Below are 14,391 nucleotides of genomic sequence, written 5' to 3' on the forward strand. Positions count from 1 at the left end.
CGGCCTCTTATCTTTTTGCTGTTTGTAGTCTGAGGATCAAATCCCTGCCAGTTCCAGTGCCTGACGGTAGTACTCGTTGGCCTTGTTGGTAAGGCGGCGCTTGTCCATCACTTGACCGAGCGCGTGGTAGACGGCGGCACTGGGGGCCTTCTCCACCTGCTGCTCCAGCAGCTTCTGGGCCTCGTCGAGCTGGCCGGCCAGCAGATAGAGCTGGGCCAGCGCGTTGTCGACCTCCGGCTGCCCCTGCTGTTTTTGCAGCAGCGCCAGCAGCGGCTGGTAGTTGTCGAGTTTCAGCTTGGGCAGACGGCTCAACAGCTGCGGCATGGCTTGCTTGCGCAGTGTCTCCTGCCAGAGGCTGGCCGCTTCGCTGTCGGCACCCAGCCCGCGCAGCAAATCGCCGTAGCTGGCCAGCAGCTCCGGCTCAAGCCGCAGTTTGCGCGGCAGCTCCTGCCACACCGCCTTGAGGGTCTCCAGATTGCTGGCCGCCTGCTGCAGACGGCCATTCCACGCCTGTTGCAGCAGCTCCTCTTCCTGTTTCGGGGTCAGCTTGCCCACCTTGTGCAGGGTGGGGATAAGGTCGCACAGGGCCGCCCAGTCGTGGCGGGCCAGATGCACCTGACGCAGCTGATCCAGCACCATGGGATGGCGCGGGTTGAGGGCGTAGACCGACTCCAGCATTGCCAGCGCCGTATCGTACTGGCCCTGCTCGATCTGTAGCTGGGTCTGGGTCAGGGTGAGTGCCAGCTCGGCCTTGGGGTTCTCCTCCTGCGCCTTTTGCAGGTATTGATCCCGGCGGACATCGTCACCGCGCGCCTGGGCCGCCTTGGCGGCGCTCAGATAGTTGAGCAGCGGGGTGTCGCTGTTGCTGGCGCCCTTGAGCATCAGCTTTTCAGCCTGGCTGTAGTGCCCTTCGGCCATAGCCAAAGTTGCGGCCACGGTCTGCTGATTGGCCTTGCGGCGGCGACGCGAGCCGTACCAGCCGAGGGTCTTGCGGCGCAGACCGAACACCCGGCCCAGCAGCCACTCGACGATGAGCAGGGCGCCGTAGAACAGCACGGCCAGGATCACCGCGCTGGTGACGGAAGATTCGATGGTGTAGTTGCCGAGGGCAATCAGGACATAGCCCTTGTTGCCTGATGCCTGCGGGCCGAAGATCAGCCCTGCGACCATGACGGCAACCAGAATGATAATGCGGATCATGGTGCCCCCTTAGCTGCTGGCCAGAATGCGTTGCAGGCGTTCGGTCAGCACCTGCTCCAGCATCGCCTGGGTCTTGAACTGCTCCGGATAGCTGATCTGGATCTGCTCGCCCTTGAGCTTGTCGAGCTCACCCTGCATGTAGTGGGTGGCGCTGTTGTCGGTATCGAAGTACTGGGTCAGCCAGCGCTGCGCCTTGTCGATGCTGTCCTCATAGAGGGACTGCTGTTCGCGATAGACGGCGAGTTGTGCCTGCAGCAGCTTGGTCTTGAGGTTTTCGCGCAGGAAGAATTCCTGCTGTGGCGAGAGCAGCGCCTCCACGGCGCCATCGCGGCGACGGATGGTGATGAAGTTTTCGGTGAACTTGACCCAGTTCTTCTTCAGGTTGCTCTCCCACTCGTCAGGATTGGTGCTGACCGCCTGATCCTGCTCTTGTTTGGCTTCCGGCATGTTGACGGCTGAGAGCGGGAGCAGCTCGATCTGGTCTTCGAGGGCGGCCAGCTTGAGGGTCAGCCCTTCGCGGTCGATGCGCGGCATCCCTTTGAGCTTGGTGATATCTTCGGCCAGCGCCTTGCGGATCGGCATCAGGCTGGGGTCGTTGAGGGCGGCAATGCGCTCGTCAGCGTTGCCGAGCAGGGTGATGGCAGAGACAAGGTCATGTTCCAGCCACAGCTTGCGGCCCGCCATCCGTACCAGATATTCGGATTCGGCCAGCATCCAGTCGTTGGGGCGCTTGTCGTTGAGATCCAGAACCCGGTTCTGCAGCCCCTGCATCTCGCCCTGCAGCCGTTGCTGGGTCTGGCCCAGCGCAGCCAGTTGTTCGGCATCCTTGCTGTTGCTCTGGTCAATCTTGCTCATGGCGCTGGCCAGCTGCTGCTTGAGCTGGGCCAGTTCGGCCTGCTGGGCCACCGCATTCTTGTGACCATGCAGATAGAGACCACCGGTAAGGCCAAGGGCCAGCAGGATGGCGACCCCTCCCAGAACGGCACCGGAGCGGCTCTTGCTGCCATTGACCACCGCGGTCGGCTGGGGTGTGACCTGGGATTCTTGTTGTGCTGTCATTCCATCTTCCTCAGTTCCAGTGCGGCCATCAGGGCCTGGTTGGATGCACCTTGGGCAATCGTGATATGGATAAAGCCCGCAGCGCTGGCCATCTGGGCCACGCGCGGACTGGGGACCACCAGCAGGCGGTCAAAAAGCCAGGGCTGCTGGCTGGCGGGAACCAGCTCCAGCAGCCGTTGCAACAATTCACCACTGGTGACAAGCAGGCTATCGAGCCCGGCTGCCTGCCAGTGGCTGGTCAATGCTTCCCCGTCAAACTCGGGGTAGTGGCGCTCATAGGCGGCACAATAGTGCACCAGAGCACCGCGTGAGGCCAGCGTGCTGGCGATGAGATCCCGCCCGCCATTACCGCGCAGGATCACCACCCGCTTGCCGCTCACCTGCTGCAGTTCGGGCAGGGCCAGCAGTCCCTCGCTGCGCGGGTCGTCCGGGCAGATCGCCCGCACGCCCACTTCGGCAAAGGCATCGGCACTCGCCTGACCCACTGCGAAGTACTCAATATGTGGCCAGGTCAGACCAGTTTGCAACAGAAAATCGTGTGCAAAATGAACGGCATGGATGCTGACGGCGATAACGATGTCGGCATCTTGCAGCATGTCGGCCAGGCGGGGGAGGTCGCTGCCCGCGACCGTTTCCAGCAGTGGGCAGCAGAGTGGTGCATGACCGTGCCGGCGCAGCAACTGCGCCAGCTCGGTGGCCTGAGCGGCCGGACGCACCACCAGCGGGATCATGCGCGGTAAACCTCGGCCAGGATCTCGTCGGCGCCAGCCGCCAGCAGGCGCTGTGCCAGCGTCTCTCCCAGCGTTTCGCCTTCGCTCACCGGGCCGCGGATTTCGTCGCGGATGACACGGGTGCCATCCGGGCTGCCCACCAGACCGCGTAGCCAGATCTGTTCGCCGTCGACCAGTGCATAGGCACCGATAGGCACCTGACATCCCCCTTGCAGGGCGCGGTTCATGGCTCGCTCGGTCAATACCCGGGCGCGGGTCTCGGCGTGCTCCAGCGGCGCCAGCAGGGCGTGCAGCTCATGATCGTCGAGGCGGCATTCGATGCCGACAGCCCCCTGACCGTTGGCTGGCAGGCTCTGCTCCGGCTCGATAAAGGCGGTGATGCGGTGCGCCATCTCCAGTCGTTTCAGACCGGCGGCTGCCAGAATGATGGCGTCATATTCACCGGCATCCAGCTTGGCAAGGCGAGTGTTGACGTTGCCGCGCAGATCCCGGATCACCAGGTCGGGGCGGGCTGCACGCAGCTGGCATTGGCGACGCAGGCTGGAGGTGCCGACCACGGCCCCTTGCGGCAGCTCGGTAATAGCCTTGAAGCGGTTGGATACGAAGGCATCGCGCGGATCTTCTCGCACGCAGATGGTGTGCAGACCGAGCCCCTCGGGGAACTCCACCGGCACGTCTTTCATGGAGTGGACGGCGATGTCGGCGCGTCCTTCCAGCATGGCGGTCTCCAGCTCCTTGACGAACAACCCCTTGCCGCCCACTTTGGCCAGCGGGGTATCGAGGATCTTGTCACCCTGAGTGCTCATAGGTACCAGTTCGACCTGCAACTCTGGATGCAGGGCTTCAAGCTGGTCTTTTACAAAGTTGGCCTGCCACAGGGCCAGCGGGCTCTTGCGAGTGGCAATTTTCAGGGTTCGGGCTGCCATATCAATCAGTTGTTTCATTTTTAGAAGGAAATCGATATTACCACCCTTTGCCCGGGCTTTCATGGCGGAGCCGGCAAAAGCGGGCTCAAGCTCAAAAATGGAGGCTGAAAATGATTTTCATTAAGTTGAGGAGGCTGATTAATTCATTGAAATTATTGAAATTTAACCGTTTCCCCTGATACTTCTTGTGGTCGTACCAGAAATAATCCGGTGATTCGCTGTCGGCTTGTTTACCACTGCTGTTTGCATTGTTAACATGATCACACTTTTTTGACGTATCCCGCTTTTGGTGCGTCATTTTCACCTTGGTGATAGGCAGGGCATTGCTGGAAAAACTCGACACGCTGGTTGCGCGTTATGACGGGATTACCCGTCTCAAGACGCAGCGGGCGCTGGGCCTCATGAGTCGCTACGGGCAGCAGGTATTTCAACTGCTGCCCGTCATGCTGCACTTCAATCATCCCCTGTTGCCTGGCTATGTTTCCGGTGATGTCCCTCATGGCATCTGGAGTTTCAGCACCACCCCGGAACAGCAAGCCTTCATCGATGACCTCTGCCAGAATGCCAATTGCCTCAACGGGCTTGCCACCCATGACCGGGCCATTCAAGGGCTCTACTCCATGGGCAGCACCTCCTCCATTGGTCAGTGCTGTCACTCGGATCTCGATATCTGGGTCTGCCACGTGGCCGGCTTGTCGCAGACGCGGCTCGATCTGCTGGAGCAGAAGTGCCAGCAACTCTCCAAGTGGGCGGAACAGCGCGGGGTTGATCTCAACTTCTTCCTGATCCCGGAAGACAAGTTCCGCCAGACCAACGATGCCGAGATGCAGGGGGAGAGCTGTGGCAGCGCCCAGCATCTGCTGCTGCTCGACGAGTTCTACCGTAGCGCCATGCACATCGCCGGCAAGCGGCTCATCTGGTATCTGGTGCCTGTCGAATATGACGACCACTACGATGAATATGTGAACGGGCTGTTCGAGAGCGGTCAGCTCGATCAGGATGACTGGCTCGATCTGGGCAGTTTTAACCGGATCCCGGCCGAGGAGTATTTCGGCTCGGCACTGTGGCAGCTCTACAAGGGGATCGACTCTCCCTACAAAGCCGTGCTCAAGTCGGTGCTGATGGAAGCCTACTCCCACGAGTACCCCAATACCCGCCTGCTCTCGATGATTGGCCGCGACTGGTTCCAGCACAACGAGGGGATGCACTACCGGCTCGACAACTACTGCCTGATGCTGGACAAGGTGACCAACTACCTCAAGTCCATCGGCGACATGGCGCGACTCGATCTGGTGCGCCGCTGCTTCTACCTCAAGGTGTGCGATGGCCTCAGCCATCCCAAGGACGATCACTCTCCCGAGTGGCGTCGCGAGCAGATGAGCCAGCTGGTCTCTTACTGGGGCTGGAGTCAGGAAAAGCTGTACCATCTCGATCACCGCCACGAGTGGAAGGTCGAGGAGGTGAAGATCGCCCATGCCGAGTTGCTGGAAGCCCTGATGCAGAGCTACCGCAACCTGATCCAGTTCGCCCGGCGCAACAACATCAGCGAGTCGATCAACCCGGAGGATATCGGCATCTTGTCGCGCAAGCTCTATGCCGCTTTCGAGAGCCTGCCGGGCAAGGTGCAGCGGGTGAACCTCAAAATAGCGCCGGATCTGAGCGAGCCGGATCTCAGCTTCGTGCAGGTGCCGCACGGCCGCCTTAACCGCGCCGGCTGGTATCTCTACAAGCATTCGCTGGAGCCGGTGGACATCATTGGCCGTGCACCGCTCGAGTTCAACGGTTACATCAGCAAGCTGGTCTCCTGGGCCTATTTCAACGATCTGCTGACGCCCCAGTCGCGGGTGCACCTGTTCAATCAGGGGTCGGATCTGCACATCGACAATCTGCACCAGTTCTGTCGCGATCTCTCCGGCTGCTTCCCCGAGAAGTACCCGCTCGCTACCAACCTGGCGCTCAGTCGGCCGTGCGAGATCCGTCAGCTCTCCATCTTCCTCAACCTGGAGATGGACCCGACCAGCCACTGGGTCGGCCAGGTGATCGAGTTCGACGCAAATACCGTGGATGTATTTTCGTTTGGTCGCAATCAGGAGTGTCTGGTCGGTTCGGTGGATCTGGTCTATCGCAACTCCTGGAGCGAGATCCGCACCCTCCATTTTCAGGGGGACGAGGCGGTGGTCGATGCCCTCACCACCATCCTCGGCAAGATGCATCAGGATGCCGCCGCCCCCGAGATGATCGAGGTGTTCTGCTACAGCCAGCACTTCCGCTCTCTGGTGCGTTCCCGCTTCCAGACGCTGGTGGCCGAGTGTATTGATCTGCGCCTGGCCCGTGACAAGCAGCAGCTGGTCAAGACCATGGCGCTCGGTAAGGAGAAGTACGGCATCTTCTTTGAGCGGCGCGGGGTGTCGGTGAAGAAGCTGGAGAACGCCATCGATTTTTACCGCCACATCTCCCACAACAAGCTGGATCACCTGCCGCTGCGGCTCGACAAGACCCACAGCCAGCATCTGCCGAGCATCGTCGATGCCTATGCCAGCGAAGGGCTGGTGCAGTTCTTCTTCGATACCCGGGATGCGGGCACCAACATCTATATCCTCGATGAGGCGAACCGGGTCGAGATCTACCAGCATTTTGCCGGCAACAAGGATGAGCTGGTCTCCGGCGTAAACCGCTTCTATACCTCGAATCACGAGCGCTTCAGCGATGACGGTCAGTTCATCAACTTCAACCTGCCCCAGTACTACGAGATAGTGCAGCACAATGGCGAGCTGGCGGTTATTCCCTACCGCAGCCAGGGGGCGGGGCGTGAACAGGTGCCGCCGACCCGCGATGTGGGTTAGCCGCTGCGTATAGGCATCCTGAGAGCCCAGCAATAAAAACGGCCTGCAGTTGCAGGCCGTTTGCTTTTGCGGTTGCTCAGGCGCCGAGGCGGGCCAGCAGCCAGCTGCGAATGTCGCCCAGCTGAGGGCGGCAGATCTCGTGGCGCATCGGGTACTCGTGCCACTCGGGGGCGAGCCCTATCTCTTCCAGCCGGTTCTTGGCATCCCAACCGAGTGACAGACTCACAACATCGTCATAGATGCCGTGCATGTAGCAGATGGGCAGGGAGCGAGCGGCTTCGCTCATTTCGTCTGCCAGCTTGTCGGGGGCGGCCAGATAGGTGGACATGCAGAGCAGGCCTGCCAGCTGTGCCTGATAGCGCAGCGCGGTGAAGGAGGCAATCACCCCGCCCTGAGAGAAACCCGCCAGCACGATATGCTCGGGGGCAAACCCTTCGGCGACCAGCTGATCCAGCAGGGTATTGATCTGGCTGGCCGATTCACGGACATGGGACTCCACGGCCCGCTCGGCGGGGTCCTCGAAGCTCTTGATGTCGTACCAGCCGCGCATCTTGTAGCCCATGTTGATGGTGATTGGGCGCTCCGGCGCATCCGGCAGCAGGTGACGCACCGGCAAGTCGGCGGGCAAATCCAGCGCATCCACCAGCGGGGCGAGCCCGGCGCCGGAATCACCCAATCCGTGCAGCCAGATCACCGCGTGACGGGCGCCCTGCGGATGGAGGTCAATCATGGGAACACCACGGGTTCACCAGCCTGAGCGGTGCAGGACTTGCTCAACAGTGCCTTGAGCTCATGGCCGAAACGGTTGTCGATCCAGGTTTCGCCTTGCAGATCGAAGTGGAAGCCGTTCTCGCGGGTGGCGACCCAAATCTGGTGCAGCGGCTCCTGCTTGTTGATGATGACCTTGGTCTTGTTCTCGAACACGAGGGTCAGGACACCCCCGTTGCGCTCGCAGTCGATATCCGGATACCCCTCGTCGAGCGTGTCCTCCACGTACTGGAAAAAGGCGTCGGTCAGGGCGTGATACTCGTGATCCTTCATCGGTTTATCCTGTTGCTTTTAACAATGTGAGTGCGATTATAGAGGGCCAAAATTTTTTTCGCAGCGAACCATTATGATTACCCAGTTCACCAAGTGTCTGCTTGCTACTCTTCTTTCCCTCGGGTTGGCCGCCTGCGGTCTGAAGGGGCCGCTTTATATGCCGCCTCCCGAGCAATCCCAGAGCCAGAGTACACCGCAAGCGGCACAGCCTGCGACCCCTGCGGCAACCAACGAGGCCGCGCCGCAATAATGCCGCACCCATTCTAGGAAGGAACCGCCCCTTTGGATCACTTTAACTACGATGCCGCTGGCCAGCTTCAGGCCGAGCAAACCTCGCTGCAACAGCTTGCCGAGCAGTACGGTACCCCGCTTTATGTCTACTCCCGTGCCACCCTCGAACGTCACTGGCACGCCTTTGACAAGGCTGCGGGCGATATTCCCCACCTGATCTGCTATGCGGTCAAGGCTAACTCCAACCTGGCGCTACTCAACTTGCTGGCCCGACTGGGGTCAGGGTTCGATATCGTCTCCGGTGGCGAGTTGTCACGGGTGCTGGCGGCGGGTGGTGATCCGCGCAAAGTGGTCTTCTCCGGGGTGGCCAAGAGCGAGGCCGAGATGCGCCTCGCGCTGGAAAAAGAGATCCTCTGCTTCAATCTGGAGTCGGAAGCCGAGCTGGAGCGCCTCAACCGGGTGGCGTGCAGCATGGGCAAGAAGGCACCGGTGTCGGTGCGGGTCAATCCGGATATCGATGCCGGTACCCATCCTTATATTTCCACTGGCCTCAAGCAGAACAAGTTCGGCATCCCCATCGAGCTGGCCCCCGCCATCTATCGCAAGGCGGCGGCGATGGAACATATCGAGATCGTCGGGGTGGATTGCCATATCGGCTCGCAACTCACTGAATTGAATCCCTTTATGGAGGCGGCGGACAAGCTGCTGCGGCTGATCGATGGTCTGGCGGCGGAAGGTATTCATATCCACCATCTGGATGTGGGTGGCGGCCTGGGGGTCAACTACGGTTCCGAGCAGCCACCGCACCCGACCGAGTATGCCGAAGCGCTCAAGCAGAAGCTGGCGGGCCGGGATCTGACCCTGCTGTTCGAACCGGGCCGCGCCATCGTCGCCAATGCCGGCGTGCTGCTGACCCGGGTCGAGTATCTGAAGCCGGGCGAGACCCGCAACTTCGCGCTGATCGATGCCGGCATGAACGACATGCTGCGCCCCTCGCTCTATGGTGCCTGGATGAACATCATCGAGGTGGATAGCCGTGCCGGCCATACCCCTGCGCTCTATGACGTGGTGGGGCCGGTGTGCGAGACCGGGGATTTCCTCGGCAAGGAGCGCACCTTGGCCATCGCCGAGGGGTCGCTGCTGGCGGTGCGCTCGGCCGGTGCCTACGGCTTTACCATGTCATCCAACTACAACACCCGTCCCCGTGCCGCCGAAGTGCTGGTGGACGGTATGCAATCGTTCCTCATCAGAGAGCGCGAGCAGTTGACCGATCTCTGGCGCGGTGAGCACTTGCTGCCTTAAGCTGCCTTTAAAAGTGCCTTGAGCGCGCGCCCAAAAACAGGAACGCACGATGTTGATAGATTTTTCCAAGATGCACGGGCTGGGAAACGACTTCATGGTGGTGGACGGTGTCACCCAGAAGATCTTTTTCAGCAACGACGTCATCAAGAAGCTGGCGGATCGCCACTTCGGGGTCGGTTTTGACCAGCTGCTGCTGGTGGAGCCCCCCTATGACCCCGAGCTCGATTTTCATTACCGTATCTTCAATGCCGATGGCAGCGAGGTGGAGCAGTGCGGCAATGGCGCCCGCTGTTTCGCCCGTTTCGTGCGTCTCAAGGGGTTGATCAACCGCGATCGCATCGCGGTCAGCACGGCGCGCGGTCGCATCGTGTTGCAGCTGGAGGGGGAGAATCAGGTCACGGTCAACATGGGAGTGCCCCAGTTCGAGCCGGGCAAGATCCCGTTTCGGGCCCAGAAGGCAGAGAAGACCTATCTGCTGCGGGCGCAGGAACATACCGTGATGTGCGGTGCCGTCTCCATGGGCAACCCCCACTGCGTCATCGAGGTGCCATCGGTGGCCGAGGCGCCGGTGGCTACTCTGGGGCCCATCATGGAGCGTCACGAGCGTTTTCCCGAGCGGGTCAATGTCGGCTTCATGGAGATGGTCAACGCCACCGAGATCAAGCTGCGGGTGTTCGAGCGCGGGGTGGGGGAAACCCTTGCCTGTGGCACCGGAGCTTGCGCGGCGGCGGTTATCGGCATGAGTCAAGGCAAACTCAAGGAACGGGTCACCGTCAGCCTGCCGGGCGGCAAACTGACCATTGCCTGGAAAGGGCCGGGCCAGCCAGTCTATATGACCGGGCCGGCCGAGCATGTCTTTGACGGCCAGATCGACGTATAAAGCAGTTATTCCGATTGATAGCGGTTCGGCGGCAGGAGCCATGCTCCCGCAGCCCATGATGTCGGGGCCAGTCCCCTTTCTCTGATGGATCAACCAAGTTATGAGTGAACTCAAACGGCAGGAGCAACTGGTGGACGAAGCCGCCGTGCTGGAGTACCTGGCCCGTTACCCCGAGTTTTTCCAGCGCCACGGTGCCGTGCTGGACAGGATCCGCATTCCTCACGAGCGTAAAGGCTCGGTCTCGCTGGTCGAACGCCAGCTGGATCGCCAGCGCGAGCGGATCGAACAGCTGGAGCAGGAGATCACCGAACTGATGGGGATCGCCAGCGAGAACGAGCGGATCTTCCGGGTCTATGCCGATCTCTATGGCGAGCTCTATGGCTGCCAGACCCTGTTCGAGGTGAGTGCCGTGATGGGCAAGGCCTTCGTCCAGCGGCTGCGGCTGACCGGTCTGCGGCTCTGGCTCAATCCGAAAAAGTTTCAGTTAAGCGGCCCCGAGTCGCGCTTTCTGGCCGAGGGCAAACAGCTGGAGCAACTGCTGGGTCAACGTTTGCCGGGGCAGGATTACTACTTTGGCCGCCTGAACCAGAGCGAGAAGCAAGCGCTGTTTGGTCACGACGTGCTGGTCAACTCGGTCGCCCTGATGCGGCTTGGCGATCTCGGCGTGTTGGCCTTTGCCAGCTCGGATCCCAGCCACTTCACTCCGCACAACGACACCCTGTTGCTGGGTCAGCTGGGCCGACTGCTGCAACTGCGGCTGCCAGAGCTGGCGCATGGCTAGGGCGCCCGCCAAGGCGCCTCCTGTTGCCGAGCCACTGCCGTCCGGATTGGCTGACGATCTGGCGGCATTCATCGAATATCTGAGGGTCGAGCGCCAGCTCAGCCCTCACACCCGCAGCAACTATCAGGCCCATCTGGAGTCGATGACCGCCGCGCTGGTGAAGCTGGGGCTCGAAACGTGGAGCCGGCTTGAGGCGAGTCAGGTTCGGACTCTGGTGACCCGGATGCACAAAGAGGGGCTGGCGCCCCGTTCGCTCGCTACCAAGGTCTCCGCCCTGCGCAGCTTCTGTGACTGGCAGGTGCGCCAGGGGCGGCTGGTGGCCAATCCAGCCCGCGGTATTGTGACCCCCAAGCAGGGGCGGCCACTGCCAAAGAACCTCGATGTGGACGAGATGCACCAGCTGCTCAACATCACCGATGAGCAGGATCCGCTGGCGGTGCGGGATCGCGCCATCATGGAGTTGATGTACTCTTCCGGCTTGCGCCTCGCCGAGCTGGTGGGGCTCAATCTGGTGGATGTGAAACTCGACGATCGTCAGCTCAGGGTGACCGGCAAGGGCTCCCGCGAGCGGGTGCTGCCTATCGGCCGGATGGCGGTGGAGTGGCTGCACAAGTGGCTCAAGGTGCGACCCCTGCTGGCGGGCACCGAGAGTGAGGCGCTGTTTGTCTCCAGCCGTCAGCAACGGCTGTCGGCCCGTTCGGTACAGGCCCGCCTCGATGGCTGGGGCAACAAGCAGGCGCTCAATGCCCATGTCCATCCCCACAAGCTGCGCCACAGCTTTGCTACCCATATGCTGGAGTCCTCCGGCGATCTGCGGGCGGTGCAGGAGCTGCTGGGCCATGCCGACCTGTCAACTACCCAGATTTACACCCACCTCGACTTCCAGCATCTGGCCAAGGTCTACGACAGCGCTCACCCGAGGGCCAAGCGGGATCCCGAATCGCAGGAAGATGAATAACGGGCCGTGCGCCCCCGTTGCAGAGGAGAGTCCATGCACTTCTATCGCCGCTGGCAGCCGGTTGCCGCCATCTCGTTTGATCTCGACGATACCCTCTATGACAACGGCCCGGCCATCGAGCGGGCCGAGCAGTGGATGTTGAGCCACCTGCGCAGCGAATATCTGGCCACCGCCATGCTCGACAAGCCGCGTTGGCTGGAGCTCAAACGAGCCGTTCTGCTGGCCCGGCCAGAGCTGCGCCACGATGTCAGTCTAGCGCGCCAGCAAACCATCTGCACCGCCATGATGGAGGGGGGGATGCCGGCGGCGCAGGCCGGGCGCGAGGCTGAAGAGGTATTTGCCGCCTTTCTGGCCGAGCGCTCGAAAATCGAGGTGAGCGATGCGACTCACGAGCTGCTGGCACGGCTGGCGGCACGCTATCCGCTGGTGGTCATCACCAACGGCAATCTGGATCTGGCGCAGGCCGGGCTTAATTCCTATTTCACTCTGGTCTGCAAGGCGGGGATGAATGCCAGAATGAAGCCGGCCCCGGATATGTTTGAGCAGACCCGCAGCGCTCTCAAGCTGTCTGCGGAGCGGATCCTCCATGTGGGGGATCATCCCGAGACCGATGTACTGGGAGCTCGTCTGCACGGTTTTCGCGCCGCCTGGCTCAACGAGCGGCAGCAGCCATGGCAGCAGTTGCAGCAACTGCCGGATGTAGAGTTGAGTGCGTTGGGAGAGCTGGCCGAGCTGCTGTTGTGACGGTTGCCGGGCTGCTGAGGGAATGAAGGGGAAGTAGTATGGCGGAGCTGTCGTCACAACTCCGCCAGAGGTTGCCTTATCTGCCGCCAAACAGCTTCATCAGCTTGTCGAGCAGATCCAGCTGTTGTGGTGGATGCTTCATGGACTCCGCCTCGCGATCCAGCAGCGCTTGCTGCTCCTGCTGACGATCGCTCAGCACCCGATAAAGGGGCTCGACCAGCGATTCGCGTTGGGCAACCAGCGCCTGAAACATCGCCTGATTGATGCGATAGGTCTCCACCGTGGCGAGCGCCCGTACCGTAAAGGTGCTGGGTTCGCCGGTGAGCAGGCTCAGCTCGCCAAAGAAGTCACCTGCCCCGAGCGTGCCGAGTTTCAACTCTTTTCCATCCGCATTGACCAGCATCTCGGCCTCGCCCTTGACCAGCACGAAGAGCCAGCTTGACACCTCTCCCTGCTCCAGCATGACGTCACCACTGACGAAGGGGGCAAATTTCACCTGATCGGCCAGCTGAAGCAGCTCGTTCTCCTGCAACATGGCAAACAGCGGCAGCTTGCGCAACGTGTCGGTACGCTCGGCGGTATGGCGTTTGTGGCGTGCATCCAGATGTTGCTTCTCCTTGGCCATAAAGACGTTGAAGATCGGCGGAGTGAGGCGCCTGTCATTGCGACGCAGAGCGGCATCGATGAGGCTGCGTACCATGGAGTCGGTGGGATCATCGCGGGCCAGATCGGTCAGCCAGTAGCGCACCGCATAGCGGGCTATTCCCCCTTCGACGTTCATCAGCAGGCAGTCCGGTTGCGGGTGCTTGGCGACGCAGGGCAGCTTGGTCTCCCGCAGGGACTTCTCGATCAGCGCGATAATCTGGGTCGGCAGGGTATCCAGCGTCAGATCGAACCAGACCCAGCGTCGCCACTGGAGCGGCTCACCACGGCGACGGCCGAGCACAGTGAAACGCTGCTTGAGTAGGTGACTGTTGGGGATGACCACTGTCTCCCAGTTGCGGGTCTCGATGGTAGTGGCGCGCCAGTTGATCTCGACGACGCGCCCCTGGGTGGTGTCCACCTGCAGCCAGTCACCGATGGAGATGGAGCTGTCGAGCTGGATCGAGACGCCAGCCAGCAGGTTGCCGAGGGTGTCCTGCATGGCAAAGGCGATGACGGCGGTGATCACCGCCGAGGTGGTGACTATCTCCCCGAGCGCCATGCCGGAAGCGTAGAGGCGAAACAGTCCCCAGCCGATGTAGCCGATGGTGATGACGATGTCGGCGATGATCCGCGGGATCTTCACGTGGCAGAGTGGCAGCAGGAATTCGAACAGCAGGATCCCCCAGATCTTCACCATCACCAGTCCTGCCAGCAGGGTGGAGATTTCAACCAGCAGGTGGTGGGGGAGCGGCAGCTTGAACCAGCCCCCTTCCAGCTGGATCAGGACGATGACCACTATGCTCATCATCACGAAGCCAAGCTCGGAGAGGAGCTCCCGTCGTTCGCCGGGGCGGCGCCAGAAGTGCACCAGCATCAGCGACAGGGTGAGCAGGGTCCAGAACGGGTGTTCACCGATCCAGAGCAGGGTCGGTAGCGCAGTGAGATTATCGCCAAACATAGCAGCCCCTTGGCATTGTTTACCTCCAGCATAGCTGTTCCACGGCGGAGAAATGGTGCGCCGATGCGCCATTTTATTTATGCTGCACTCAA

Annotated in this window: 14 protein-coding genes; 7 read left to right on the top strand and 7 right to left on the bottom strand. The window is 61.3% G+C overall.

All coding sequences use genetic code 11. The features are described from left to right. Positions 1 to 36: 36 nt before the first annotated feature. Genes AACR93_RS11970 through hemC form a run of 4 tightly spaced genes read right to left on the bottom strand, consistent with a single transcriptional unit; the run spans position 37 to position 3,916 of the window. Positions 37 to 1,200, bottom strand: a complete 1,164-nt coding sequence (locus AACR93_RS11970; RefSeq protein ID WP_043850944.1) for a heme biosynthesis HemY N-terminal domain-containing protein — start codon at positions 1,198 to 1,200, stop codon at positions 37 to 39. Positions 1,201 to 1,209: 9 nt separating this feature from the next. Further along, positions 1,210 to 2,259, bottom strand: coding sequence for a uroporphyrinogen-III C-methyltransferase (locus AACR93_RS11975; RefSeq protein ID WP_043850945.1), 1,050 nt, complete (start codon positions 2,257 to 2,259; stop codon positions 1,210 to 1,212). Continuing rightward, entirely contained in the window at positions 2,256 to 2,990 is a 735-nt protein-coding gene (locus AACR93_RS11980) for a uroporphyrinogen-III synthase (RefSeq protein WP_043850946.1), read from the bottom strand. The genes AACR93_RS11975 and AACR93_RS11980 overlap by 4 nt, the downstream gene beginning before the upstream one ends. Then, a complete protein-coding gene (gene hemC, locus AACR93_RS11985; protein ID WP_156152957.1) occupies positions 2,987 to 3,916 on the bottom strand; it encodes a hydroxymethylbilane synthase in 930 nt (309 codons plus the stop codon). The genes AACR93_RS11980 and hemC overlap by 4 nt, the downstream gene beginning before the upstream one ends. Before the next feature lie 323 nt (positions 3,917 to 4,239). On the opposite strand from hemC, the gene AACR93_RS11990 reads away from it, so the two are divergent. After that, complete coding sequence (locus tag AACR93_RS11990; protein WP_043850949.1) at positions 4,240 to 6,759, top strand: class I adenylate cyclase; 2,520 nt, start codon at positions 4,240 to 4,242, stop codon at positions 6,757 to 6,759. Between the two features lie 76 nt (positions 6,760 to 6,835). On the opposite strand, the gene AACR93_RS11995 is transcribed toward AACR93_RS11990, so the two are convergent. Together AACR93_RS11995 and cyaY are read right to left on the bottom strand one after the other, a co-directional pair. Beyond that, positions 6,836 to 7,489 (bottom strand): alpha/beta hydrolase, encoded by a 654-nt coding sequence (locus AACR93_RS11995; protein WP_043850950.1) that lies wholly within the window; start codon positions 7,487 to 7,489, stop codon positions 6,836 to 6,838. Continuing rightward, a complete protein-coding gene (gene cyaY, locus AACR93_RS12000; protein ID WP_043850951.1) occupies positions 7,486 to 7,800 on the bottom strand; it encodes an iron donor protein CyaY in 315 nt (104 codons plus the stop codon). Before cyaY ends, AACR93_RS11995 begins: the two co-directional genes overlap by 4 nt. A gap of 73 nt (positions 7,801 to 7,873) precedes the next feature. Here cyaY and lptM point away from each other — a divergent pair, with 73 nt between their 5' ends. The 6 genes from lptM to AACR93_RS12030 all read left to right on the top strand — a co-directional run bounded on the left by lptM (position 7,874) and on the right by AACR93_RS12030 (position 12,696). Further along, positions 7,874 to 8,050 (top strand): LPS translocon maturation chaperone LptM, encoded by a 177-nt coding sequence (gene lptM / locus AACR93_RS12005; RefSeq protein ID WP_082044105.1) that lies wholly within the window; start codon positions 7,874 to 7,876, stop codon positions 8,048 to 8,050. Between the two features lie 32 nt (positions 8,051 to 8,082). Continuing rightward, the gene (gene lysA / locus AACR93_RS12010) at positions 8,083 to 9,333 is read left to right on the top strand and encodes a diaminopimelate decarboxylase (protein WP_043850952.1); all 1,251 of its coding nucleotides are present in this window, start codon (positions 8,083 to 8,085) and stop codon (positions 9,331 to 9,333) included. A 49-nt stretch (positions 9,334 to 9,382) separates the two neighbouring features. Beyond that, positions 9,383 to 10,213: a diaminopimelate epimerase gene (gene dapF / locus AACR93_RS12015; RefSeq protein ID WP_043850953.1), complete on the top strand. Its 831-nt coding sequence runs from the start codon at positions 9,383 to 9,385 to the stop codon at positions 10,211 to 10,213. A gap of 100 nt (positions 10,214 to 10,313) precedes the next feature. Beyond that, a complete protein-coding gene (locus AACR93_RS12020; RefSeq protein ID WP_041210109.1) occupies positions 10,314 to 10,994 on the top strand; it encodes a DUF484 family protein in 681 nt (226 codons plus the stop codon). Next, entirely contained in the window at positions 10,987 to 11,952 is a 966-nt protein-coding gene (xerC, locus tag AACR93_RS12025; protein ID WP_043850954.1) for a tyrosine recombinase XerC, read from the top strand. The genes AACR93_RS12020 and xerC overlap by 8 nt, the downstream gene beginning before the upstream one ends. A 33-nt stretch (positions 11,953 to 11,985) precedes the next feature. After that, positions 11,986 to 12,696, top strand: a complete 711-nt coding sequence (locus tag AACR93_RS12030; protein WP_043850955.1) for an HAD-IA family hydrolase — start codon at positions 11,986 to 11,988, stop codon at positions 12,694 to 12,696. 76 nt (positions 12,697 to 12,772) lie between these two features. Here the strand turns inward: AACR93_RS12030 and AACR93_RS12035 are convergent, their stop codons facing one another. Further along, a complete protein-coding gene (locus tag AACR93_RS12035) occupies positions 12,773 to 14,299 on the bottom strand; it encodes a cyclic nucleotide-binding domain-containing protein (RefSeq protein ID WP_041210112.1) in 1,527 nt (508 codons plus the stop codon). Between the last annotated feature and the right edge of the window lie 92 nt (positions 14,300 to 14,391).

This window comes from Aeromonas sp. L_1B5_3, assembly GCF_963866575.1.
In the GTDB taxonomy this organism is placed as follows: domain Bacteria; phylum Pseudomonadota; class Gammaproteobacteria; order Enterobacterales; family Aeromonadaceae; genus Aeromonas; species Aeromonas jandaei.

What these genes read in the sequence shown, in the direction of transcription:
- lptM (WP_082044105.1), top strand. Translation starts at nt 7,874, where the DNA reads ATGATTACCCAGTTCACCAAGTGTCTGCTTGCTACTCTTCTTTCCCTC.
- AACR93_RS11995 (WP_043850950.1), bottom strand. Translation starts at nt 7,489, where the DNA reads ATGATTGACCTCCATCCGCAGGGCGCCCGTCACGCGGTGATCTGGCTG.
- AACR93_RS11980 (WP_043850946.1), bottom strand. Translation starts at nt 2,990, where the DNA reads ATGATCCCGCTGGTGGTGCGTCCGGCCGCTCAGGCCACCGAGCTGGCG.
- AACR93_RS12035 (WP_041210112.1), bottom strand. Translation starts at nt 14,299, where the DNA reads ATGTTTGGCGATAATCTCACTGCGCTACCGACCCTGCTCTGGATCGGT.
- hemC (WP_156152957.1), bottom strand. Translation starts at nt 3,916, where the DNA reads ATGGCAGCCCGAACCCTGAAAATTGCCACTCGCAAGAGCCCGCTGGCC.
- AACR93_RS12030 (WP_043850955.1), top strand. Translation starts at nt 11,986, where the DNA reads ATGCACTTCTATCGCCGCTGGCAGCCGGTTGCCGCCATCTCGTTTGAT.
- xerC (WP_043850954.1), top strand. Translation starts at nt 10,987, where the DNA reads ATGGCTAGGGCGCCCGCCAAGGCGCCTCCTGTTGCCGAGCCACTGCCG.
- AACR93_RS11975 (WP_043850945.1), bottom strand. Translation starts at nt 2,259, where the DNA reads ATGACAGCACAACAAGAATCCCAGGTCACACCCCAGCCGACCGCGGTG.
- AACR93_RS12020 (WP_041210109.1), top strand. Translation starts at nt 10,314, where the DNA reads ATGAGTGAACTCAAACGGCAGGAGCAACTGGTGGACGAAGCCGCCGTG.
- dapF (WP_043850953.1), top strand. Translation starts at nt 9,383, where the DNA reads ATGTTGATAGATTTTTCCAAGATGCACGGGCTGGGAAACGACTTCATG.
- cyaY (WP_043850951.1), bottom strand. Translation starts at nt 7,800, where the DNA reads ATGAAGGATCACGAGTATCACGCCCTGACCGACGCCTTTTTCCAGTAC.
- AACR93_RS11970 (WP_043850944.1), bottom strand. Translation starts at nt 1,200, where the DNA reads ATGATCCGCATTATCATTCTGGTTGCCGTCATGGTCGCAGGGCTGATC.